We start from the raw sequence: 21,683 nt of genomic DNA on the forward strand, positions 1-21,683 counted from the left end.
GCATGGCAGGCCGAACCCGCATCCGCATCAAGACCAAGAGCAAGCGCATTTTCCAGATGCGAATTGCGGGACTTGGATTCCGGGATGGTCATGTGCTGGTGCACCGTGCTGTGGACGAGGCCTTCTGGACCTTTCCGGGCGGGCGGGCGGAGATCGGCGAAACCTCGGAAGAGACGCTGAGACGCGAGATGGTCGAGGAGATCGGCGTCGAGGTAACGGTCGGGCGGCTGCTCTGGTCGGTCGAGAATTTCTTCCACTATGAAGACCGCGACTGGCACGAACTCGGTTATTATTACCTGATGGACATCCCGGAGACGTTTCCCTTTCATCCGACGGACATCGTCCACCGGATCAAGGACGAGCACGATCTGGAATTCAAATGGGTCCCGGCGACAACCGTGGCGCTGAGGGCGCTCGACATCCCGCCCTACTTCATCGCCGAGGAAATCGAGAACCTGCCGGCCAGTCCGCGCCACCTCGTCTGGCGCGACGGCGACCTCGACCTGAAATCTTAAGTCGATCTTTTCCGCATTCGGCCGGACTTCAGCGCTGGCCCGGTGATCGTCGGCTGGTGCGGGTCGGCGTGCCCTTCCGCTCGCCCGCCTTCCGGCTGGAACATCTGCGCATTGCTTTCCGTTTCTCCTGCGAAAGGAGAATGCCATGCCGAAGATCGAGATCGGAAACGAGGTTGCGTGGAGCTGGGGGCGGGCCGAGGCCAAGGGCAAGACGATCAAGCGCAAGGCGGATGCCGATGAGCCCGCGTTCCTCATCCGCGTTCTCCAGAGTCAGTCCGAGCTGAGGAAGACCCATGGATAGCGAAATCCCGGATCACATCCCGCCCGCCGAGGTGGCGCAGGCCGCCGAAAAAGGCTTGAAGCTCCGCTCCCAGTACCGCCGCGGCGGCACGATGGTCGGAGTGGCGCGAGCCCGCGACCTCAAGAACCGAAGATCGCTCTCGGAAAAGACGGTGCGGCGGATGGTGAGCTATTTCTCCCGCCACAAGGCGGACAAGCGGGCCGAGAATTTTGGCGACGACGACAATCCGTCCACCGGCTACATCGCCTGGCTGCTCTGGGGCGGCGATGCGGGCCAGAAATGGGCCGAGGAGCATAAGAAGGCGATCGAAAAGGCAAAGAACGAGGCAAAGATGCGGCGCTTCACGCAGTCGCATTGAGAGTGGCTGCAAGATCCGCGATCGTCTGCCGCAGGAGCGGCGCGCCGCCCGGCTGCCAGCCGAGTGCCCTCAGTTTGTCCGTCGACATGACGTTGACGATGCCGCGATCTGCCGGGGGCGGCAGGTTGTGATGAGATACCGGCAGATGGCTGAGGATTTCAGGCGTATCGGTCAGAACGTCCGATGCGTTAAAGGCGTGGCCGGCGATCTTACCGGTCTCTGTTTCCAGCATGAGGCGAACGGCCGCGGCGACATCGCTGCCGTGGATCTCCGTTCCCGCACGCGACGGAACCGGCCGGCCGGCCAAGTAATCCGCAAAGAGCGCGTCCCATTTGTTGGGCCGCAGATTGCCGTAGACGCCGGTGAGCCGGAGAGACGAGGTGGCAAAACCGGGGGCCGAAAGTTCTGCCAGTGCTCCCTCGGTCCAGAGTTTGATCTCGCCGTAGAGTCCCTCCGGCTTTAAAGCGAGATTTTCGTCAAGCACCGTTCCGGTTGGTTGGCCGTCATAGACAGCCCTGCTCGAGAGGAGGACAGCCCGGCGGGTGCCCGCCTTCCTGGCGGTCTCGAACAGCTTCACGGTACCGTCGAGGTTCAGCCGCTGGAAGCGATCGGGATCATCGCCTTCGCCGCCGCGGTATTTTCCGGGCAGATGGTCGAAGGCGGCATGGACAAAGAAATAGGCCTCGTCGAAGGCGTCGATCTGGTCGAGGGCGGGATCGAGCGAAAGGGACACGAACTCGACGGGTTTGGAAAAGAAGCCGGGCGCTGGCGGATTGCGCCCTCCGACAATGACCGGATAGCCGGCATCAAGCAGACCTTCGACGATGTAGCGGCCGACCAAACCTGTTCCGCCGGAGATCAGGACCTTCAATGCTCTTCTCCCGGTTTCGGCAGCGTGGAGAGGGCCGGGATCTCGCGGCCGTCGTAAAACGCCTGCCAGAGGTCGATCAGCGGCCGCAGCCGGTCGGCTTTCGGATGATCCTTCTCCCACGGCTTTTCATACTGGTAATGCAGCACGCCGATGCTCTCCCAGTTCCAGAGGTCGGGCATGTTGAACCAGACGTATTGCAGCATGTTCATGAAGACCGGCAGGCCGTGCCAATCCGGGAAGAAGGTTTCCAGAAACGTCTGGTCGGTGCGCCGCCAGAAGGCGTCCGGCTGGTCGAGCGTCGCGAGCATCCTGTAAAATGTCTCGGCAGACGGTTTGGCGACGAAGACGCCGGAGTTCAGGCGGTTGAAGTCCGCAAGGCTTTCGTAGACGTTCGGGGCGGCCGAGAATTCCGGATAGGCAAACAGCTTGTCGATCGGCTTCAGCGCCAGCGCGTCGGCATCGATAAAGACGCAGGTTTCGTATTCGATGAGCTGCCAGAGTCGAAGCTTGCAGAAATTGTCGAGCGGCGTGTGAAAGTCCGGCTTGCGGCCTTTGGTGAAGGGCGCGGCGCCGTGCAGGTTTCTTCGCGCATGCCGGTCGTTGAAGGCTTCGGAGAGGGGCAGATGTTCGACCTCGACCAACCTGCAGCCGAGGGTTTCGAGCGGGGCCAGCGCGGTGCGCTCGACGCCGCCGGTGTGGAGGACGACGATATCGGCCTCAGTGCCGGTGCGGCGGATGGAGCGGGCCAGCGCGGTGGCGCCCATGGCATAGTCGGCATTGGTGACGAGGGTGGCGAAGGCGTTGGTCATGAGGCAGACTTCCGTAGGATCAACGCTGTTGTTCCGCAGCCCCCCTCATCCGCCTGCCTGCACCTTCTCCCCGGTGGGGAGAAGAGGTATGCCACGCGCATTTCCTTCAACCAAATGCGCCGGCAGATGGGGTCGCGGCCCATCCGCGAATCTCTTCTCCTCTCGGGGAGAAGGTGCCGGCAGGCGGATGAGGGGGCCATACGGCACAACCTTCCGACTATCCGCACAGCAGGCCTGTTTGATAGGGAAGGCCCCGACGGGCGATGCGGCGCAAACCTCATTTCTTCACGACACCGACTTCAACCTCACACCCTCCGGGTCATGTTCCACCTTCGCAGCAATGTCTCTCGTCCAGGCGGAGACGGCTGGAACGCGTGATCTATCAACGCGGTAGGCGTATTTCTTCGCGACGTCGACGATCTCGCCCAGCAGTCCTTCGCCGAGCGTGGTCGGTTCGAGGCCGAGGCCGAGGAATTTTTCGTTCCTCACCACCAGCTCGTTTTCCGGCGCTTCCTTGCGCGGGTTCGGCAGCCAGGCGATCCTCGAACCGGTCATTTTCGAGATCATCTCGGCAAGATCGCGCACCCGATGGGTCTCGGTCATCTGGTTGAAGATCTCGACGCGGCTGCTGCGGGCGGGCGGGTTGCTCAGGGCGATCTCGATGCAGCGGACCGAATCCTGGATGTGGATGAAGGCGCGGGTCTGGCCGCCGGTACCGTGGACGGTGAGCGGATAACCGATCGCCGCCTGGATGAGAAAACGATTCAAGACCGTCCCGTAATCCCCGTCATAGTCGAATCTATTGATCAATTGCGTGTGCCGGCGGGTCTGTTCGGTGTGGGTGCCCCAGACGATGCCCTGATGCAGGTCGGTAATCCGCAATCCGTCGTTCTTCGCGTAGAACTGGAAGAGTTGCTGATCGAGGCATTTGGTCATGTGGTAGATCGAGCCGGGATTGCTCGGATAAAGGATCTCCTGGGAAACGGTGCGGCCGTCGGCCGTTTCGATGCCGACCGGCAGGTAACCTTCCGGAATGGCGGCGCCGACCGTCGAATAGCCGTAGACGCCCATCGTACCGAGATGCACGAGATGCGCGTCGAGATCGAGTTCGACCAGCGCATTCAAAAGGTTATGGGTGGCGTTTACATTGTTGCTGACGGTGTAGTTCTTGTGCCGGTCGCTCTTCATCGAATAGGGCGCGGCCCGCTGTTCGGCGAAGTGGACGATGGCGTCGGGGCGATGTTTCGAAAGCCAGTCCTTCAGGAGCTCGTAATCCCTGGCGAGGTCGATCAGGTGGAAATGGATGCGGCGGCCGGTTTCGGCATGCCAGATGCGGGTGCGTTCCTGGATGCTGTCCATCGGCGTCAGCGACTGGACGCCGAGCTCGGTGTCGATCCAGCGGCGGGAGAGGTTGTCGAGGATGTGGATCTCGTGGCCGGCGTCCGACAGGTGAAGCGATGTCGGCCAGCCGACGAAGCCGTCGCCGCCCAGGACTGCAATCTTCATGAGTTACTCTCCGCTGGTTTTCGACTTATTTCCTGATAGGGAGGATATGTGACAGCACGTCAAAACTGGGGCGGCATTGCGCGCTTATCCAGTGGAGTAGCGGAAATTTCCAAGGCAAGGCCATGAAGGAATACAATTTTTTGTTATCGGGCGAGTTGATGGAAGGTGGCCATCGGCTGGCCCAGCGCGTCTATTATGAAGACACGGATTTTTCCGGCCTCGTCTACCACGCCCGTTATCTGCATTTCCTGGAGCGCGGCCGCACCGACTATCTGCGCTGCCTCGGCTGCGAGCAGAGCGCGCTGCTTTCTGCCGACGAAGAAGGGCTGGTCTTCGTCGTCCACCGTATGGAGATCGACTTCAAGCAGCCGGCCCGCATGGACGACATCCTGATCATCCAGACGGTGACGGAAAAGGCGGGCGGCGCCAAGATGGTGCTCAACCAGGAGATTCGCCGCGGAGAAACGCTGCTGATCGCCGCGAAGGTGGTGATCGCGGTCATCAACAGGCACGGGCGTCCGCGCCGGCTGCCGGAGAGCGTGGCGGAGAAGTTCCTCGGGCGCCCGGCCGGGCAGGTCAATCTGGTTTAGACGGGACCTACGGGCCGCCGCAGGCATGCTGCGAATCGGCCATTGCCCAGCTCTGTCCGGTGCGTGCGTTGGTGACGAAATATTCCCGGCCCCGGTCGTCGCCCGCCGGGCAGCGTTTGGGAGTGGAAATCAGGCACATGGTCACTTTGTCGCCGGGCTTGGAGGCGATCAACGCCTCCTCGCGGGCATAGGAAACCTGGTAGCCTTTGTTGGCATATTCGATGCCGGTTCCGGAGTTGTAATCCTCGTCCTTGACGGGATCCTGGCCGACCCGCGGATGGACGGCAGTCACGTTGGTGACGGCGCATTGGCCGATCTTCTGCGGCAGGGTCGGCGAGGGTTTGGCCCGTCCTGCCGCGATTATATTGGCGGTAACGTCCGCGGGAATGCTGTTGTCGCCGCCGAGTTTCCCAAGGATCGCTATATAGGTGCTGAGAACGCAGGATCGGTCGGAGCCGCAGGCTGAGCGGTCGCTGGTGAAGTCACGCAGCGTCTTACGGGTCTCCGCCTTGTTGTCCTTTTCGGCCTTTTCCTGGACCCTGGGAAGCACCGTGTCCAATGCCGAAAGGAGCGGGTCGTTGCAGACTATCCGTTCATCGGGCGAGGGGACGCCCTTGCAATCGAACGAGCCGGCGTGCGCCGACGTGGCGATCAACATCGTCAAGGCTATCGTCACCGCACGCCACATGGTCATTCCCCAAAAATCCGCTTCCACAGGTGTGCTACTCCCTGAATGAGAAAAAACTAAGTTGCAAGTCACCGGTTTTCCTTGTTCCAACTTGAAGTGATCTGCGAACTGGCAATTGCAAGGCCGCTCTAAACCATTCGTTAACGATAATGGTGTCTTACTGAGCATTGAGGAATTTGTGCAACGCACGCCTTCCTTTGACCAAAATTGAAAGCGAGAAGCCAAGCTTGGAGCTCAGGGTATCTTGGGGTTAGGGCTAAGCGCATCCAGCGATCAAAGACATACTCGCCTGAGCGCGCTTTTGAACCGCCCGGTCCCTAAAGCCGGGCGTTTGGATTCGGGGATAGTAGATGGAACACGTAGGTTTGGCGGCGGCGGCGAGCGAAGTGAGCCTCTGGTCGCTGTTCATGCAGGCCGGTCTGGTCGTCAAGCTGGTGATGATCGGCCTTATCGGCGCATCGGTCTGGACCTGGGCGATCGTGATCGACAAATATATCAGCTTCGGCAAAGCCAAGCGCCAGTTCGACCAGTTCGAACAGGTTTTTTGGTCCGGCCAGTCGCTGGAAGAGCTTTACCGCACGCTGTCGGAGCGGACGAATACCGGTCTTGCAGCGATTTTCGTCGCCGCCATGCGCGAGTGGAAGAAGAGCTTCGAGCGCGGTGCGCGATCGCCGATCGGCCTGCAGATGCGTATCGACCGGGCGATGGACGTCACCATGTCGCGCGAGGCGGAAACCTATGAGGCGCGCCTCGGCTCGCTCGCGACGATCGGCTCGGCCGGCCCGTTCATCGGCCTCTTCGGCACGGTCATCGGCATCATGACGTCGTTCCAGGCGATCGCCGGTTCGAAGTCCACCAATCTCGCGGTCGTCGCGCCCGGTATCGCCGAAGCGCTGCTCGCCACCGCGATCGGCCTTGTCGCCGCTATTCCGGCGGTCATCGCCTACAACAAGTTCACCGCCGATGCCGGCAAGCTTTCGGGCCGCATGGAAGGTTTCGCGGACGAGTTTTCCGCCATCCTGTCGCGCCAGATCGACGAGAAGCTGCAGCCGCGCCAGGCGGCGCAGTAAAAGCCTTTCGGGCTCTCAAGGAGTAACGTCTCATGGGCATGTCGGCCGGAGGAGCAAGGGCATCAGGTGGCGGTCGTCGCAGGCGCGGCGGACGTCGCGGCGGTGCGATCAGCGAAATCAACGTGACGCCGCTCGTCGACGTCATGCTCGTTCTGCTCATCATCTTCATGGTGGCGGCACCGATGATGACCGTCGGCGTGCCGATCGACCTGCCGGAAACGCAGGCGAAGGCGATGAACGCCGATACCCAGCCGATTACCGTCTCGGTCAATCCGAAAGGCGAAATCTTCCTCCAGGAAACTCCGATCGGCCTCGACGAGATCGTGCCGAAGCTGCAGGCGATCGCAACGACCGGCTATAACGAGCGCATCTACGTGCGCGGCGATACGACCGCGGCCTACGGCGTCGTCATGAAGGTCATGGCCCGCATCTCTTCTGCCGGGTACAAGAATATCGGCCTCGTGACCCTGCAGGAACAGGAGAAGTGATCGCGGCGCCATGAAGGTCAGTCTCGGCACATCGCTGGTCCTCCACTCGCTGGTTCTCGGCTTGGCGCTTGTTTCGCTGAGCGCGCCCGCGTCTTTCGACGTGGCCGACGTGGAAGCGCTTCCCGTCGACATCGTCCCGGTCGAATCGATCACCCAGACCCAGCAGGGTGACAAGAAGGCGCCCCCCAGCCAGAAGCCTTCTCCGAAGGAAACCAAAAACCAGAAGATCGTCGACAACGCCCAGAATGCCGGCGAGAACAATGTCGACCTGAAGACGCCGCCGACGCCGACCACCAAGCCGCAGCCGACCGAAACCACGGCGGCTCCGAAGCCGGTGGAACGGCCGACGCCGACCCCGACGCCTGAACAGAACCAGGTCAAGGACATCGTCAAGGAAGAGACGGCGCCGAAGCCGACCGAGATGGCTGCCCTGCCGCAGCCCAAGCCGGAGATCACACCGCCGAAGCCGGAACCTACCCCGCCGAAGCCTGAGCCGACGCCGCCAAAGCCGGAGGCTACCAAGCCGACGCCCGCGCCTTTGCAGAGCGAGAACACGTCCGAGACAGGCGAGTTGCCGCAATCGGTTCCGGCGCCGGCTTCGAGGCCCCAGCCGCCGAAGCTCGAACCGCCGAAGGAACAGGCCAAGCCCGTCGAGAAACCGGCTGAAAAGCCGGCCGAGACGAAGCCGGTTACGGCTAAGGCAGCTGAGACGGCGAAGACTGACAACAAGGCGACCGCATCCGTCAAACCTTCCGACAAGAAGGAAGGCAAGCAGCAGGAAACCGCCAAGTCGTCGTCTTCGATGGCGAGCGATTTCAACGCCGACCAGATCGCAGCCCTGCTGAACAAGCAGGAGGCATCCGGCGGCGGCGCCAAGCGTTCGAAGGAGGTCGCCAGCCTCGGTGCTACGAAGACCATCGGTACCGCGTTGAGCTCCAGCGAGATCGACAACGTCAAGGGACAGATCCAGGGCAACTGGGCGCTGGTCGGCGGCCTGACCGGCGTCTCGGAAGTCCGTGTGAAGATCCGGGTGCAGCTCGATCAGTCCGGCAATATCGTCGGCGAGCCGGAAGTGACCGCCACCGGTGGTCCTGAGGGAACTCGGCGTGCGGTCGAGGGCAGCACGCGCCGCGCCCTGATGAAATCCGCTCCGCTCAAGAATTTGCCCGCCGCAAAGTATGAGGGCGAAAAAGGTTGGAATGTTTTGGTGCTGAACTTCGATCCGTCGGAGTTTGCATTGTGAGCCGGGCAGGTATGGAACCGATGCAGAAACAGATGAAACGGAACCTGCCCCGAAACTCTCGTATTAAGCTGAAAGGCTTGTTTCAATGATCAAGAGTTCTTTTTTTCGCGCCGTGATGGTGGCCGCGGGGATGTTGACGGCATTGATGGCCGCGACCCCGGCCAACGCTGTCGTCGAGATCAACATCAACAAGGGCAATATTCAGCCGCTGCCGATCGCGGTGACGGATTTCCTGTCGAACAACGAACTCGGCGCCCAGATTTCCCAGGTGATCGCCGCGGACCTGCAGCGCTCCGGGCTTTTCGCGCCGATCAACAAAAGCGCCTTCATCGAAAAGATCGCCGATCCCAATAAAGCACCGCGCTTCGAGGACTGGAAGGTCATCAATGCGCAGGCGCTGGTGACGGGCCGTATCACCCGCGAAGGCGACGGCCGCCTGCGCGCCGAGTTCCGCCTGTGGGATACGTTTGCCGGCAGCCAGATGACCGGTCAGCAGTTCTTCACCCAGCCGGAAAACTGGCGCCGCGTCGCGCATATCATCGCCGATGCGATCTACAAGCAGATCACCGGCGAAAACGGCTATTTCGACACCCGCGTCGTGTTCGTTTCCGAAAGCGGGCCGAAGACCGCCCGCCAGCGCCAGCTGGCGATCATGGACCAGGACGGCTTCAACGTCCGCATGCTGACCAACACCAAGGATATCGTGCTGACGCCGCGCTTCTCGCCGAGCCGGCAGGAAGTCACCTACATGTCGTTCGAAGGTAACCAGCCGCGGGTCTACCTGCTGCAGCTGGAGACCGGGCAGCGCGAAGTGGTCGGCAATTTCCCGGGCATGACGTTCTCGCCGCGGTTCTCTCCGGACGGCCAGAAGGTGATCATGAGCCTGCAGCAGGAAGGCAATTCCAATATCTATACGATGGACCTACGCTCGCGCACCACGACGCGGCTCACTTCCACGGCGGCGATCGACACCTCGCCCTCCTATGCGCCTGACGGCGGCCGCATCGCCTTCGAAAGCGACCGCGGCGGACGTCCGCAGATCTACGTGATGAATGCCGACGGTTCCGGCCAGACCCGCATCTCCTTTGGCGACGGTTCCTATTCGACGCCGGTCTGGTCGCCGCGCGGCGATCTGATCGCCTTCACCAAGCAGTCGGGCGGCAAGTTCTCGATCGGCGTGATGAAGCCGGACGGATCCGGTGAGCGCATCCTGACGAGCGGCTTCCACAACGAAGGTCCGACCTGGGCGCCGAACGGCCGCGTGCTGATGTTCTTCCGCCAGAATGCCGGCGCCGGCGGCCCGCAGCTCTATTCCATCGACCTGACCGGCTATAACGAGCTGCAGGTCAAGACGCCTTCCTACGGTTCGGATCCGGCCTGGTCGCCGCTGCTCGAATAGGGCGCCTTGATGAAAGAGGCGGGATTCCGCCTCTTTCCCGCCCCAATCTGCTGAAAATGAACGAAAAGGGACACCGGGAATATTTTGTTAACCATAAGAATTTGAGCATGGTTAACCGAACCCGGTTAGAATCTGGAAACTCTGAAAGTTACTGATCAAGGAGAGACCGGCCATGAGCCGCACCGATACTTCGGCGATGAGCCGCATGCAGATCCTCGCCCGCAATCCTGCCGTTATCGCCCTGACTGTGGCGCTTGCGCTTGCCGGCTGCGCCAACAAGAAGAACCTGCCGAACAATGCCGGTGAGCTCGGCCTCAACGGCGCCGGCGCTGCAACGCCCGGTTCGACCCAGGACTTCACCGTCAATGTCGGCGACCGCATCTTCTTCGACACGGATAGCACTTCGATCCGCGCCGACGCACAGCAGACACTCGACCGTCAGGCCCAGTGGCTGGGCCGCTATCCGAAATACGCGATCACCGTCGAAGGCCATGCCGACGAACGCGGCACGCGCGAATACAACCTCGCGCTCGGTGCACGCCGTGCGGCCGCCACCAAGGAATATCTCGCATCGCGTGGCGTTCCGGCGAATCGCATGAAGACCATCTCCTACGGCAAGGAACGCCCGGTTGCCGTCTGCGACGACATCTCCTGCTGGTCGCAGAACCGTCGCGCCGTCACCGTTCTCGGCGGCGCCGGTATGTAATCCGAGCAACAGCTCGAAAATAAAAGGCGGTCTTCGGGCCGCCTTTTTGTTTTTTCCATAGTTTAGCCCTGTTTTCCGGGATTTTTGACCGGGAGCTCGGTTGCTTTTTGCCGGCAGTTGGAAAAAATCTCCTCTCGCGCCAATCCGGCGCAGACTAAAGAGCAGGACGGACAAAGATGAAGAAACTTGTCTTGGCAGCGATGCTGGGGCTGATGGCGACGAGCGCCCCGGCTGGGGCTTTCGCATTGCCGAAACTCTTCCAGGGCGGCAATCAGCCTGCTGCAGAACAGCCGCGGGAAACCACTCCGCCCCCGGTCATTCTGGCGCAGAGCAATGATGCCGTCCGTATCCAGCAGCTCCAGGAAGAAGTCCGGCAGTTGAACGGCCGGATCGAGGAAATGAGTTTTCAGCTGCTGCAGATGCAGGAGCAGTTGCGCAAGACGCAGGAAGACAACGAATTCCGCTTCCAGGACCTGGAAAAGAAGAAGCGCACCGAAGTGGACGACGCGACCGGGAAACCGGCCGTGGCGTCCAACCGCGCTCCCGCCGCCCAGCCCCCGTTGCCGCAGACGACTGCTCCCGCCCAGTCCTCCGACGATGTCGCACGGATCATCGAATCGCCGTCCGGTCAGGGCGTCGGCGGGGCGACCGCGCCCGGCCGCGCTCCGCCACCGACGACGCTCGGGTCGATGGATATGGACCAGAACGGCAATCCGCGTGGCGCCAGCCGCAACGACCGGGCCAACAATGCTGCCGGGCTTCCGGGCGTCGATACCGGCCCGCAGATTTCCGGCAAGACGCCGCCGGCATCGACGGGCAGGCCCGATCCGCAGCAGACCGCCTCGCTGGGCAGCGAGAACGATGCCTATCAGACCGCCTATAACCACGTTCTCGCAGGCGACTATCCGCTCGCAGAGAAAGAATTCAACGGTTATCTGGCCGCCTATCCGAAGGGCGCCAAGGTGGCGGATGCGAGCTTCTGGCTCGGCGAATCTCAGTATTCCCAGGGGAAATACAACGACGCCGCCAAGACCTTCCTCAACGCCCACCAGACCTACGGCAAGTCGCCGAAGGCGCCGGAAATGCTGCTGAAGCTCGGCATGTCGCTTGCCGCGCTCGACAACACCGACACCGCCTGCGCAACCCTCAAGGAAGTCACCCGGCGTTATCCGAGCGCGCCCAAGGCCGTGCTCGCCAAGGTGGGCAGCGAACAGAAGCGCCTCGCCTGCTGATCCTCCCGTGACCACGGGCCCGAAAATCCTGTCGCCGGAACAGGCGGCCGAGCGGCTGATCGCCGATATCGCCAAACCCGCGCGCCTTCTCGTCGCCATTTCCGGCGGCAGCGATTCCAGCGGGCTGTTGGTCGCCCTCTCGAAATTCAATTCTCCCGGCTCCGGCCTGTCGCTCTTCGCGGCGACGATCGATCATGCGCTGAGACCTGGCTCCGCAGACGAGGCGCGCACCGTCGCTGCCCTTTGCGGCAGGCTTGGCATTCCCCATTTCATCCGCCGCTGGGAGGGAGAAAAGCCTGCGACCGGCATTTCCGACGCGGCCCGTGAGGCTCGCTACCGGCTACTGGTCGAGATTGCCGACCAGATCGATGCGACCGCCATTCTCACCGGTCATACGCTCGACGACCAGGCGGAAACCATCGCGATGCGCGCCGCCCGCAGCGGGGGCGAGGAAAATTCGGGCCTTGCCGGCATGGCGCAGGCCGTGCTCCTCGATCGCCACCGGTGGCTGCTCCGGCCGTTCCTCAACAGCCGCCGGGCCGATATCCGTGACTTCCTGACCAGAGAAGGGCAGGGCTGGATCGACGATCCGAGCAATCTCGATCCGCATTACGAACGGGTGCGGGTCCGCGGGCGGCTGACGCAGGAAAGCCCGTTCGATGCTGCCGCCCAGGATGTGGCCGCGGCGCGGCGCACGACGCTTTCCGACGAGGCGGCGCGTCTTGTCCGCGAGCATGTGACGATCCGCCAGGGTGTTCTGGCGCATCTCGATACTGCGGGGCTTCAAGGAGAGCCGGCCGTGCGGCGTCACGCACTGTCATTGCTCGCCGCGGTGCTCGGGGGGAGGGCGCACGCACTCGGCAGCGACAGCATGGACCGGATCATGGCCTTTCTCGACGGTGGCCAGCCTGGCCGGATCACCGCCGGCCGGGTGATCTTCGACCAGCGCCGCGACGGGCTTTATATCGTCCGTGAAAACCGCGGCATACTGCCGCTGCACGTTGCCCCCGGCGATACGGCAATCTGGGACGGTCGCTACCGCATCACGAATGCCGGCCCGGACGAGATCGTCGTCGGCGCAACCGCGCCGGATCGCGACGAAGCATTGGCGCTGTTTCCCGGCGTGCCGCCCGCGATCGCCATGCGCGCTGTGGCGGCGATGCCCTTCATCGAAACAAATGCCCTCCTTTTGACGGAGGATCAGCAGAACAAAGACGTGGCCGAACGAAGTATCGTCCAACCTCTGCTTGCGCCTTTCGACCGCTTTTTGCCGCAGTTCGAGCTTAATCTCGGTATCGAGTTTGCGGTTTTGCTCGGATGCGACGGTTTTCCCCGGCTGCCAGTTAAGGATTCCTCGCGGAAAAGGTAGACGGCGGCTCCTGTTCGCCTTGGCAAGGACTTGCCGCAACCCTATGTTATGCGGCAAGCAAGGCGGCCGCTTCAAGAAGCAGGCCGTCGCAGTCCGGGGAGTTCAATGAACCCAAACTTTCGTAATATCGCCCTCTGGGTCATCATAGCCCTCCTGCTGGTCGCATTGTTCAGCATGTTCCAGACGGCGCCGTCGCAGACCAGCTCGCGTGAGGTCCCATATTCGCAGTTCCTGCGGGATGTGGATTCGGGGCGGGTGCGGGATGTCGTCGTCACGGGCAATCGGGTGCTCGGCACCTACACCGAGAACGGATCAGGATTTCAGACCTATTCGCCCGTCATCGACGATTCGCTGATGGATCGGCTGCAGGCGAAAAACGTCACCATCGTCGCACGCCCGGAAACGGACGGATCCTCCGGTTTCCTCAGCTATCTCGGCACGCTGCTGCCGATGCTGCTCATTCTTGGCGTCTGGCTGTTCTTCATGCGGCAGATGCAGGGCGGTTCGCGCGGCGCGATGGGCTTTGGCAAGTCCAAGGCCAAGCTTTTGACCGAGGCGCATGGCCGCGTGACGTTTGAAGACGTTGCCGGTGTCGACGAAGCCAAGCAGGACCTCGAAGAAATCGTCGAATTCCTCCGCGACCCGCAGAAATTCCAGCGTCTCGGCGGTCGTATTCCGCGCGGCGTACTGCTTGTCGGCCCTCCGGGTACCGGTAAGACACTGCTCGCCCGTGCCATCGCCGGCGAAGCCAACGTTCCCTTCTTCACCATCTCCGGTTCTGACTTCGTCGAAATGTTCGTCGGCGTAGGCGCAAGCCGCGTGCGCGACATGTTCGAGCAGGCGAAGAAGAACGCACCCTGCATCATCTTCATCGACGAAATCGACGCGGTCGGCCGTCATCGTGGCGCCGGTCTTGGCGGCGGTAACGACGAACGCGAACAGACCCTCAACCAGCTGCTCGTCGAGATGGACGGTTTCGAAGCCAATGAAGGCATCATCCTGATCGCCGCGACCAACCGTCCGGACGTTCTCGACCCGGCGCTGCTGCGTCCCGGCCGTTTCGACCGCCAGGTCGTCGTGCCGAACCCGGATATCGTCGGCCGCGAGCGCATCCTCAAGGTTCACGCCCGCAACGTGCCGCTGGCACCGAATGTCGACCTCAAGGTTCTTGCCCGTGGAACGCCCGGCTTCTCCGGCGCGGACCTCATGAACCTCGTCAACGAAGCAGCCCTGATGGCCGCGCGCCGCAACAAGCGCATGGTCACCATGAGCGAGTTCGAAGACGCCAAGGACAAGATCATGATGGGCGCCGAGCGCCGCTCGTCGGCCATGACCGAAGCGGAAAAGAAGCTGACCGCCTATCACGAAGCCGGTCACGCCATCACCGCGCTGCATGTCGCCGTCGCCGATCCGCTGCACAAGGCAACGATCATCCCGCGCGGCCGTGCGCTAGGCATGGTCATGCAGCTGCCGGAAGGCGACCGTTACTCGATGAGCTACAAGTGGATGGTGTCGCGCCTCTGCATCATGATGGGCGGCCGTATCGCGGAAGAGCTCACCTTCGGCAAGGAGAATATCACCTCCGGTGCTTCCTCTGACATCGAGCAGGCCACCAAGCTTGCCCGCGCCATGGTCACCCAGTGGGGTTTCTCCGACGAACTCGGCCAGGTCGCCTATGGCGAGAACCAGCAGGAAGTCTTCCTCGGTCACTCGGTCTCGCAGTCGAAGAACGTTTCGGAAGCAACCGCCCAGAAGATCGACAACGAAGTGCGCCGCCTGATCGACGAGGCCTATACCCAGGCGCGTGAAATTCTCACGACCAAGCACGACGAGTTCGTGGCGATCGCCGAAGGCCTGCTCGAATACGAGACGCTGTCGGGCGAGGAAATCAAGGCGCTGATCAAGGGCCAGAAGCCGTCGCGCGATCTCGGCGACGATGCGCCTCCGACCCGTGGTTCGGCCGTGCCGAGCGCCGGCTCAAAGAAGGACGAGCCCAAGGGCGGCGAACCGGAAAGCGGTCTGGAACCGCAGCCGCACTGAGCCTTTGCTACTAACATCAAAAGCCGCCGTGGAGCGATCCATGGCGGCTTTTGCTTGGAAGGGTTTATTTATTAGTAACGGGATATAATCGATTTTGACGCTAATTTATGTGCTTGTGCCGTTAAACTATGGCATGAGCCAAGCTTCAGGCCGGTTTTGCCGTCTAACATATTGCAGGGTTCGATTCCCTGCTTAAGACCGCGACGCTCAGGCGCGATGACGAAGGAGCTTACATGACACGCCGCTATTTTGGCACCGATGGCATTCGCGGACAGTCCAACATCCACCCGATGACGCCGGATCTTGCGATGCGCGTCGGCATCGCCGTCGGCACGATTTTTCGCAACGGCAATCATCGCCACCGGGTGGTGATCGGCAAGGATACAYGCCTCTCGGGCTACATGCTGGAAAACGCCATGGTGGCGGGTTTCACCGCTGCCGGCCTCGACGTCTTCCTGCTCGGGCCGATCCCGACGCCGGCTGTTGCCATGCTCACCCGGTCGCTGCGTGCCGATGTCGGCGTGATGATCTCCGCCTCGCACAATCCCTATGAGGACAACGGCATCAAGCTGTTCGGTCCGGACGGTTACAAGCTGTCCGACGAGCTGGAGATGCGCATCGAGGACCTGCTCGACAGCGACCTGCATTCGCAGCTCGCCAAGTCCGGCGACATTGGCCGGGCAAAGCGCGTCGAGGGCGACATCTACCGCTATATCGAACACGTCAAGCGCACGCTGCCGCGCGACGTTACCCTGCATGGCCTGCGGGTCGCGATCGACTGCGCCAATGGCGCGGCCTACAAGGTTGCTCCGCTGGCGCTCTGGGAACTCGGCGCGGAGGTTGTGACCATCGGCAACGAGCCCAATGGTACGAATATCAATCTCGACTGCGGCTCGACCAGCCCGGAAGCACTGCAGAAGAAGGTGCATGAAGTGCGCGCCGACATCGGCATCGCGCTCGATGGCGATGCCGACCGCGTCATCATCGTCGACGAGCGCGGCGAGATCGTCGACGGCGACCAGCTGATGGCTGTGATTGCCGAGAGCTGGGCCGAGGATCAGAAGCTGAAAGGCGGCGGCATCGTCGCGACGGTGATGTCCAATCTCGGGCTCGAACGTTTCCTCAACGGCAAGGGCCTCGATCTGGCACGCACCAAGGTCGGTGACCGTTATGTCGTCGAGCATATGCGCACACATGATTTCAATGTCGGCGGCGAACAGTCCGGCCATATCGTACTCTCCGATTTCGGCACGACCGGTGACGGCCTCGTCGCCGGCCTGCAGGTCCTGGCGCGGGCAAAGCGCCTTGGCCGGCCGGTCAGCGAGATCTGCCGCCGTTTCGATCCCGTGCCGCAGCTTCTGAAGAACGTCCGTTTCCAGGGCGGCAAGCCGCTGGAGGACCAGATCGTCCGCCAGGCGATCGCCGATGCGGAAGCCGAGCTCGCCGCCAAGGGCCGCCTGGTGATCCGCCCGTCCGGCACCGAACCGTTGATCCGGGTGATGGCGGAAGGCGATGACCGGGGGCAGATCGAGCGCATCGTCGACGGGTTGGTCGGCGCCATCGCCAACGTCCGCACCGCGGCCTGACAGACATAGTCTCAATGAAAAAGGCCACCCACGGTTTTCGCGGGTGGCCTTTATTTTTTACGGGGAGCTCCGGATCGCCGGAAATCCCCGTCCTTGCTGCCTTTAGAAATCTTCCCAATCCTGCTTTGCAGCGGCGGCATTGCCCTGGAATGACTGCGCGACTTTCGCGACCATCCTGCGGGCAGGCGATGTGGTCGGGCGGCTGGTGCCGGATGCGAGTGCGGGCGAGCCGCGATGTGACGAGGTTCCGGTCACAGCGCCGCCGCCGATATGGAACTGCGACAGGAGCTGGAACAGGCCCTCCGCATCCCGGGCAAGGCTATGCGCCGCTGCGGTTGTTTCCTCGACCATGGCCGCATTCTGCTGCGTTCCCTGATCCATCGTGTTGACCGACGTGTTGATTTCCTTGAGGCCGGTCGACTGTTCCTTCGAGGCTTCCACGATAGCCTCGACATTGCCGTTGACCTGCTGGACCTGAACGACGATCTGTTCCAGGGCCTTGCCGGTTTCTCCCACCAGCGCCACGCCGTTCTTCACGTGGTCGTTGGAGGTGTGGATCAGTTCCTTGATCTCTTTTGCCGCCTTGGCGGAACGCTGGGCGAGTTCCCGCACTTCCTGCGCCACCACCGCGAAACCCTTGCCGGCCTCGCCGGCACGGGCGGCCTCGACGCCGGCGTTCAGTGCAAGCAGATTGGTCTGGAAAGCGATCTCATCGATGACGCCGATGATGTTGCCGATCTCGACGGCAGACGAATCAATCTTGCCCATCGCGTCGACGGCATCGCGGACGACCCGGCCGGAACGCTCGGCATTTTCCTTGGTCATGCGCACGAGGTTGCCAGCCTCCTGGGCGCGGTGGCTGGAGTCGGAAACCGTGGTGGTGATCTCTTCCAGGGCTGCAGCGGTTTCTTCGACAGAGGCCGCCTGCTGTTCGGTGCGTTTGGCAAGGTCGTCGGAGGCTGAGCGGATTTCCTGGGCACCGGCGGCGATCGCACTCGCATTTGCGGCGACCTTCTGCATCGCTTCGCGAAGTTTCGCCACCGCGGCGTTGAAGTCGGCCCTCAACTGATCAAGCGAGGGAATGAACGGTGTGTTGATCTCCCGCGTCAGGTCGCCGTTTGCCAGAGCCTGTAGGGCGTCGGCGAGTTGGCGGACTGCCTGGCTCGTTTGTTCGGCGACCGCGTTGCGCTCGGTCGCTTCCTGTTCCAGCCTCTGACGTTCGCCGACGGTCCGTTTCGCCTCGGCATCGGCTGCGCGTTCCGCGTTGACGGAGATGGCATCCCTCAGGGCGGCCACGGCGCGGGCGAGCATGCCGATCTCGTCGCCGCGTGCCTCGATCGTCCGGTCGCCTTCGAGGCTGCCCGCCGCCATGGCCTTCAGCGATTGCTGCAGCTTGGAGAGTGGTCCGATGATCGAGCGGGCAGTCAAGAAGGCGACAATGATCGAAAGCAGCGCGGCTATGCCGAGGGCGGCCAGCGCAAGGTTTCTAAAGCCGCTCGCAGCGTTGCGGACATCGCCGCCGATCGATTTGTTGAGCGCCTCCTGATAGTCGATGAACTTGTTGATCGCTCCGAGCCAGGAGACGAAGAGGGGACGGGCCTGCTCCAGCAGGATCTTGCGCGCCGCCTCACCATCACCTTTCTGCTGCAGTGAAATGATCTGGGCGACCAGCGGATTGGTCTTCGACTGAATGTCGGCGATTTCAGCCAATATTACCTTTTCCTGACCCGTTGCACCGGAGGGGGCGCCGACCATGTCCGCCATGCGTTTTTCGTTTTCCGCATAGGAGGCCGCGAGCTTGCCGATGAGCGCTTCGGCTTCCTTGCGTTCGGCATCGGACGTGACGAGCGTCACATCGCGGATCGCGATCGCGCGGTCGTGCACGCTGCCGCGATAGTTGATGGCAAAGCGCTGCTTGACGCTGTTGACGTCATTGACGGTTGCGAGGTTGTTGTCGATCGTCGCAACCTGGCTGGTGGAGTAGAAAGTCAGGCCGATCATCAGGAGAAGCAAAAAGCCGAACCCGACAGCCAGTCGGAATGCTATGCCGAATGTTTTGACATTGCTCATGGACAGTTCTTTCTTTTGCGGCGCCTCGCGTCGCAGCTATACGTGGTCGATCTTCTCCGGAAGAGCATCAGGATATTTCATCGCGGCAATTTTGATTGAAATTGCTTGTTCGGTGAACAAGGAGTCCCCGATTGAAACGCATCGGCAAACGCCCTCCACTCATTCGGCCCCTGCAGATCCCCCGGTATTTCCCAGATCCGAATATGCTAAAAGTATGCATCTATAGTTTATAAAGAATTAATTGTTTATCTAAGCTTAAATTACCTTTTGCTAACGCCGATTCTACTAAAGTAAGTGAAGTCAATAGTTTGGCGGCTAGCGTGGATTTGGCCTGCCTTGCTCGGTCAGCCTACAAAAGAGGAATCCGTTCGGCGCGAGCGCCTTGTCCAACTCTTTCAACATAAGTTTAATTGTAGAGTTGCCGGCGGTTTTAGGAAAACGCGCGGTAAACGAGCATGGTTAAGCGAGACTTAACCTTTGTCGATCATCATCCCTAGCGGATCAACCCGTTGGCTGCCCGCCTTGCATGCCATACGCGATACGAGCTTTGGAGATGAACCCATGAGAAAGTTGCTGGCCAGCGTGTTTGCGCTGACACTGACGGCGAGCGCCGCCACTTCTGCCGATCTTTATCAGCCGCAGCCGGAGCCCTATCAGGATGCGCCCGAAGTGACCGTTCAGGAAGCGACCGGCTGGTACCTTCGCGGTGACGTCGGTTATTCCTTCAAAAAGTCGCGCGGCACGGACTTCTACCAGGGTACCGGTACACCTGGTGTGGCGATCGCCGAATTCGACCGTTCCGATCTGCGTGATGCTTTCACGCTCGGGGGCGGTGTCGGTTACCAGATCAACAGCTACCTGCGCACCGACGTCACCCTCGACTATATGTTCGACAGCAAATTCCGGGGTTCTACTCATGGAAGTTGCGGCTCTGGCCCCGCCTGCACGTCAACGGACCTCGCTGCCCTGCATGCCTACTCGCTGATGGCGAACGCCTATGTCGATCTGGGCACCTATGGCTACTTCACGCCTTATGTCGGTGCCGGTATCGGCGGCACCTACGTCAAGTGGTCGAACCTGCGCAACACGTCCTGCGACGACGCTGGCGGCGGTTGCGACGCGGAAGTGAGCCATGGCGGCGAAAAGAGCTGGCGCTTCACCTACGCGCTCATGGCCGGCGCGTCAATCGACATCACCTGCAACGTCAAGGCCGATGTCGGCTACCGCTTCCGTCAGGTTGCCGGCGGCGACATGTTCGGTTACTCAACGGGCGGCGGCCCGGGCAAGGACAAGGGTTTCTATTCGCATGAAGCCCGCGTCGGTGCCCGCTACATCTTTGGCGGCTGCGACACGCCGCCGGCTTACGAGCCCCCGCCGCAGCCGATCGTCTACAAGTAAGGTTTATCCATCTCCAAGCGAAAGCCGCCTCCGGGCGGCTTTTTGCGTTTGCGGCGGCAAAGCTGCGGCAGAAATCTGTCCGTGGGCGACATTACCCGCTTGACTGTGAAGGCGCTCAGGCATAACCACAGCGGCGGGACACCTCTCCCCAACGAGAGGCCATCTATCTGGAAGGATAGCCATATGGCAAACGCCGCAAAACCGGACCTGCGTCCGAACAATACCCACTTTTCTTCTGGCCCTTGCTCGAAGCGCCCCGGTTGGTCGCTCGAAGCGCTTTCCGATGCCCCTCTCGGTCGTTCGCACCGTGCCAAGGTCGGCAAGGCAAAGCTCAAGCAGGCCATCGACCTCACCCGTGAAATTCTGGGCGTGCCGGCGGATTACCGCATCGGCATCGTGCCGGCCTCCGATACCGGCGCCGTCGAAATGGCGCTCTGGTCGCTGCTCGGCGAGCGCGGCGTCGACATGCTGTCCTGGGAAAGCTTTGGCGCCGGCTGGGTCACCGACGTCGTCAAGCAGCTGAAGCTCAAGGACGCGCGCAAGATCGAAGCCGGCTACGGCCTGCTTCCGGACCTTTCCACGGTCGATTTCGACCGCGACGTGGTCTTCACTTGGAACGGCACAACCTCCGGCGTCCGGGTCCCGAACGCGGACTTCATCCCGGCAGACCGCAAGGGCCTGACCATCTGCGACGCCACCTCGGCGGCATTCGCCCAGGACATGGACTTTGCCAAGCTCGACGTCGTCACCTTCTCCTGGCAGAAGGTTCTGGGCGGCGAGGGCGGCCATGGCATGCTGATCCTCAGCCCCCGCGCCGTCGAGCGCCTGCAGACCTACGTGCCTGCCTGGCCGCTGCCGAAGATCTTCCGCCTCACCTCTGGCGGCAAGCTGATCGAAGGCATCTTCGTCGGCGAGACGATCAACACGCCGTCGATGCTCTGCGTCGAGGACTATATCGACGCGCTCAACTGGGCAAAGTCGGTCGGCAGCCTCAAAGGCCTGATCGCGCGCGCCGATGCCAACGCAAAGGTCATCCACGATTTCGTGGCCGCCAATGCCTGGATCGACAACCTCGCCGTCGACCCGGCAACGCGCTCCAACACCTCCGTTTGCCTCAAGATCGCCGACGCCGATGTCGCCGCTCTCGATACCGACGCGCAGGAAGCCTTTGCCAAGGGCATGGTGTCCATCCTCGAAAAGGAAGGCGTCGCGCTCGACATCGGTGCCTATCGGGATGCGCCCTCCGGTCTTCGCATCTGGGCCGGCGCGACGATCGAAGAAGCCGACATGAAGGCTCTGATGCCTTGGCTCACCTACGCTTTCGAAACGCAGAAGGCTGCGCTTTCCAAGGCCGCCGCTTAAAGCAGGTCGCGTATCCGGCTCCGCTGATGAAGCGGAGCCCATTTCCTCATTCACGACAGAAACTTTTTCAGGAGGCCTACTG

General features: G+C 61.8%; 20 protein-coding genes. 15 read left to right on the forward strand and 5 right to left on the reverse strand.

The window, feature by feature from the left end; genetic code table 11:
- Positions 1–2 precede the first annotated feature (2 nt).
- From AC1D3C_RS12600 to AC1D3C_RS12610, 3 genes are all read left to right on the forward strand, one after another.
- Positions 3–515, forward strand: a complete 513-nt coding sequence (locus AC1D3C_RS12600; protein WP_477483124.1) for an NUDIX hydrolase — start codon at positions 3–5, stop codon at positions 513–515.
- 145 nt (positions 516–660) lie between these two features.
- Entirely contained in the window at positions 661–816 is a 156-nt protein-coding gene (locus AC1D3C_RS12605; protein WP_477483125.1) for a hypothetical protein, read from the forward strand.
- Positions 809–1,174, forward strand: coding sequence for a hypothetical protein (locus AC1D3C_RS12610; RefSeq protein ID WP_477483126.1), 366 nt, complete (start codon positions 809–811; stop codon positions 1,172–1,174). The genes AC1D3C_RS12605 and AC1D3C_RS12610 overlap by 8 nt, the downstream gene beginning before the upstream one ends.
- Here AC1D3C_RS12610 and AC1D3C_RS12615 read toward each other — a convergent pair.
- From AC1D3C_RS12615 to AC1D3C_RS12625, 3 genes are all read right to left on the reverse strand, one after another.
- Positions 1,158–2,045, reverse strand: coding sequence for an NAD-dependent epimerase/dehydratase family protein (locus tag AC1D3C_RS12615; protein WP_477483127.1), 888 nt, complete (start codon positions 2,043–2,045; stop codon positions 1,158–1,160). The two genes, AC1D3C_RS12610 and AC1D3C_RS12615, sit on opposite strands and share 17 nt — an antisense overlap.
- The gene (locus AC1D3C_RS12620; RefSeq protein WP_477483128.1) at positions 2,042–2,854 is read right to left on the reverse strand and encodes a glycosyltransferase; all 813 of its coding nucleotides are present in this window, start codon (positions 2,852–2,854) and stop codon (positions 2,042–2,044) included. The genes AC1D3C_RS12615 and AC1D3C_RS12620 overlap by 4 nt, the downstream gene beginning before the upstream one ends.
- A 285-nt stretch (positions 2,855–3,139) precedes the next feature.
- Positions 3,140–4,360, reverse strand: coding sequence for an NAD-dependent epimerase/dehydratase family protein (locus AC1D3C_RS12625; RefSeq protein WP_477483129.1), 1,221 nt, complete (start codon positions 4,358–4,360; stop codon positions 3,140–3,142).
- A gap of 122 nt (positions 4,361–4,482) precedes the next feature.
- On the opposite strand from AC1D3C_RS12625, the gene ybgC reads away from it, so the two are divergent.
- Positions 4,483–4,950 carry a tol-pal system-associated acyl-CoA thioesterase gene (ybgC, locus tag AC1D3C_RS12630; protein ID WP_477483130.1) on the forward strand — a complete coding sequence of 156 codons (468 nt, stop codon included), beginning with the start codon at positions 4,483–4,485 and terminating at the stop codon, positions 4,948–4,950.
- Positions 4,951–4,957: 7 nt separating this feature from the next.
- On the opposite strand, the gene AC1D3C_RS12635 is transcribed toward ybgC, so the two are convergent.
- On the reverse strand, positions 4,958–5,644 hold the full coding sequence (locus tag AC1D3C_RS12635) for a lysozyme inhibitor LprI family protein (protein ID WP_051899797.1): 687 nt from the start codon (positions 5,642–5,644) through the stop codon (positions 4,958–4,960).
- A 344-nt stretch (positions 5,645–5,988) separates the two neighbouring features.
- Here AC1D3C_RS12635 and tolQ point away from each other — a divergent pair, with 344 nt between their 5' ends.
- The 9 genes from tolQ to glmM all read left to right on the forward strand — a co-directional run bounded on the left by tolQ (position 5,989) and on the right by glmM (position 16,771).
- On the forward strand, positions 5,989–6,708 hold the full coding sequence (tolQ, locus tag AC1D3C_RS12640; RefSeq protein WP_038544871.1) for a protein TolQ: 720 nt from the start codon (positions 5,989–5,991) through the stop codon (positions 6,706–6,708).
- A 32-nt stretch (positions 6,709–6,740) separates the two neighbouring features.
- Entirely contained in the window at positions 6,741–7,196 is a 456-nt protein-coding gene (gene tolR / locus AC1D3C_RS12645) for a protein TolR (RefSeq protein ID WP_038544868.1), read from the forward strand.
- A 10-nt stretch (positions 7,197–7,206) separates the two neighbouring features.
- Positions 7,207–8,439 carry a hypothetical protein gene (locus AC1D3C_RS12650; protein WP_477483131.1) on the forward strand — a complete coding sequence of 411 codons (1,233 nt, stop codon included), beginning with the start codon at positions 7,207–7,209 and terminating at the stop codon, positions 8,437–8,439.
- An 85-nt stretch (positions 8,440–8,524) separates the two neighbouring features.
- Positions 8,525–9,838, forward strand: coding sequence for a Tol-Pal system beta propeller repeat protein TolB (tolB, locus tag AC1D3C_RS12655; protein ID WP_038589291.1), 1,314 nt, complete (start codon positions 8,525–8,527; stop codon positions 9,836–9,838).
- A gap of 172 nt (positions 9,839–10,010) precedes the next feature.
- Positions 10,011–10,544: a peptidoglycan-associated lipoprotein Pal gene (pal, locus tag AC1D3C_RS12660; protein ID WP_038544859.1), complete on the forward strand. Its 534-nt coding sequence runs from the start codon at positions 10,011–10,013 to the stop codon at positions 10,542–10,544.
- Between the two features lie 176 nt (positions 10,545–10,720).
- Complete coding sequence (ybgF, locus tag AC1D3C_RS12665; protein WP_038544856.1) at positions 10,721–11,776, forward strand: tol-pal system protein YbgF; 1,056 nt, start codon at positions 10,721–10,723, stop codon at positions 11,774–11,776.
- Between the two features lie 7 nt (positions 11,777–11,783).
- Positions 11,784–13,145, forward strand: a complete 1,362-nt coding sequence (gene tilS, locus AC1D3C_RS12670) for a tRNA lysidine(34) synthetase TilS (protein WP_477483132.1) — start codon at positions 11,784–11,786, stop codon at positions 13,143–13,145.
- Between the two features lie 105 nt (positions 13,146–13,250).
- Entirely contained in the window at positions 13,251–15,185 is a 1,935-nt protein-coding gene (gene ftsH / locus AC1D3C_RS12675) for an ATP-dependent zinc metalloprotease FtsH (RefSeq protein ID WP_038544850.1), read from the forward strand.
- A 233-nt stretch (positions 15,186–15,418) separates the two neighbouring features.
- Positions 15,419–16,771 (forward strand): phosphoglucosamine mutase, encoded by a 1,353-nt coding sequence (gene glmM / locus AC1D3C_RS12680; protein WP_477483133.1) that lies wholly within the window; start codon positions 15,419–15,421, stop codon positions 16,769–16,771.
- 102 nt (positions 16,772–16,873) lie between these two features.
- On the opposite strand, the gene AC1D3C_RS12685 is transcribed toward glmM, so the two are convergent.
- On the reverse strand, positions 16,874–18,841 hold the full coding sequence (locus AC1D3C_RS12685; RefSeq protein ID WP_477483134.1) for a HAMP domain-containing methyl-accepting chemotaxis protein: 1,968 nt from the start codon (positions 18,839–18,841) through the stop codon (positions 16,874–16,876).
- Between the two features lie 561 nt (positions 18,842–19,402).
- Between AC1D3C_RS12685 and AC1D3C_RS12690 the strand changes: the two genes are divergently transcribed.
- Together AC1D3C_RS12690 and AC1D3C_RS12695 are read left to right on the forward strand one after the other, a co-directional pair.
- A complete protein-coding gene (locus AC1D3C_RS12690; protein ID WP_038544842.1) occupies positions 19,403–20,239 on the forward strand; it encodes an outer membrane protein in 837 nt (278 codons plus the stop codon).
- A 183-nt stretch (positions 20,240–20,422) separates the two neighbouring features.
- Positions 20,423–21,601: a phosphoserine transaminase gene (locus tag AC1D3C_RS12695; protein WP_038544839.1), complete on the forward strand. Its 1,179-nt coding sequence runs from the start codon at positions 20,423–20,425 to the stop codon at positions 21,599–21,601.
- The last annotated feature ends 82 nt before the right edge of the window (positions 21,602–21,683 follow it).

The sequence above is a fragment of the Neorhizobium sp. P1_A6 genome (assembly GCF_056406795.1).

Excerpts from the sequence above, each read along its gene's own strand:
- AC1D3C_RS12600 (WP_477483124.1), top strand. The coding sequence starts at position 3 with ATGGCAGGCCGAACCCGCATCCGCATCAAGACCAAGAGCAAGCGCATT.
- AC1D3C_RS12605 (WP_477483125.1), top strand. The coding sequence starts at position 661 with ATGCCGAAGATCGAGATCGGAAACGAGGTTGCGTGGAGCTGGGGGCGG.
- AC1D3C_RS12610 (WP_477483126.1), top strand. The coding sequence starts at position 809 with ATGGATAGCGAAATCCCGGATCACATCCCGCCCGCCGAGGTGGCGCAG.
- AC1D3C_RS12620 (WP_477483128.1), bottom strand. The coding sequence starts at position 2,854 with ATGACCAACGCCTTCGCCACCCTCGTCACCAATGCCGACTATGCCATG.
- AC1D3C_RS12625 (WP_477483129.1), bottom strand. The coding sequence starts at position 4,360 with ATGAAGATTGCAGTCCTGGGCGGCGACGGCTTCGTCGGCTGGCCGACA.
- ybgC (WP_477483130.1), top strand. The coding sequence starts at position 4,483 with ATGAAGGAATACAATTTTTTGTTATCGGGCGAGTTGATGGAAGGTGGC.
- AC1D3C_RS12635 (WP_051899797.1), bottom strand. The coding sequence starts at position 5,644 with ATGACCATGTGGCGTGCGGTGACGATAGCCTTGACGATGTTGATCGCC.
- tolQ (WP_038544871.1), top strand. The coding sequence starts at position 5,989 with ATGGAACACGTAGGTTTGGCGGCGGCGGCGAGCGAAGTGAGCCTCTGG.
- tolR (WP_038544868.1), top strand. The coding sequence starts at position 6,741 with ATGGGCATGTCGGCCGGAGGAGCAAGGGCATCAGGTGGCGGTCGTCGC.
- AC1D3C_RS12650 (WP_477483131.1), top strand. The coding sequence starts at position 7,207 with ATGAAGGTCAGTCTCGGCACATCGCTGGTCCTCCACTCGCTGGTTCTC.
- tolB (WP_038589291.1), top strand. The coding sequence starts at position 8,525 with ATGATCAAGAGTTCTTTTTTTCGCGCCGTGATGGTGGCCGCGGGGATG.
- pal (WP_038544859.1), top strand. The coding sequence starts at position 10,011 with ATGAGCCGCACCGATACTTCGGCGATGAGCCGCATGCAGATCCTCGCC.
- ybgF (WP_038544856.1), top strand. The coding sequence starts at position 10,721 with ATGAAGAAACTTGTCTTGGCAGCGATGCTGGGGCTGATGGCGACGAGC.
- ftsH (WP_038544850.1), top strand. The coding sequence starts at position 13,251 with ATGAACCCAAACTTTCGTAATATCGCCCTCTGGGTCATCATAGCCCTC.
- AC1D3C_RS12685 (WP_477483134.1), bottom strand. The coding sequence starts at position 18,841 with ATGAGCAATGTCAAAACATTCGGCATAGCATTCCGACTGGCTGTCGGG.
- AC1D3C_RS12690 (WP_038544842.1), top strand. The coding sequence starts at position 19,403 with ATGAGAAAGTTGCTGGCCAGCGTGTTTGCGCTGACACTGACGGCGAGC.
- AC1D3C_RS12695 (WP_038544839.1), top strand. The coding sequence starts at position 20,423 with ATGGCAAACGCCGCAAAACCGGACCTGCGTCCGAACAATACCCACTTT.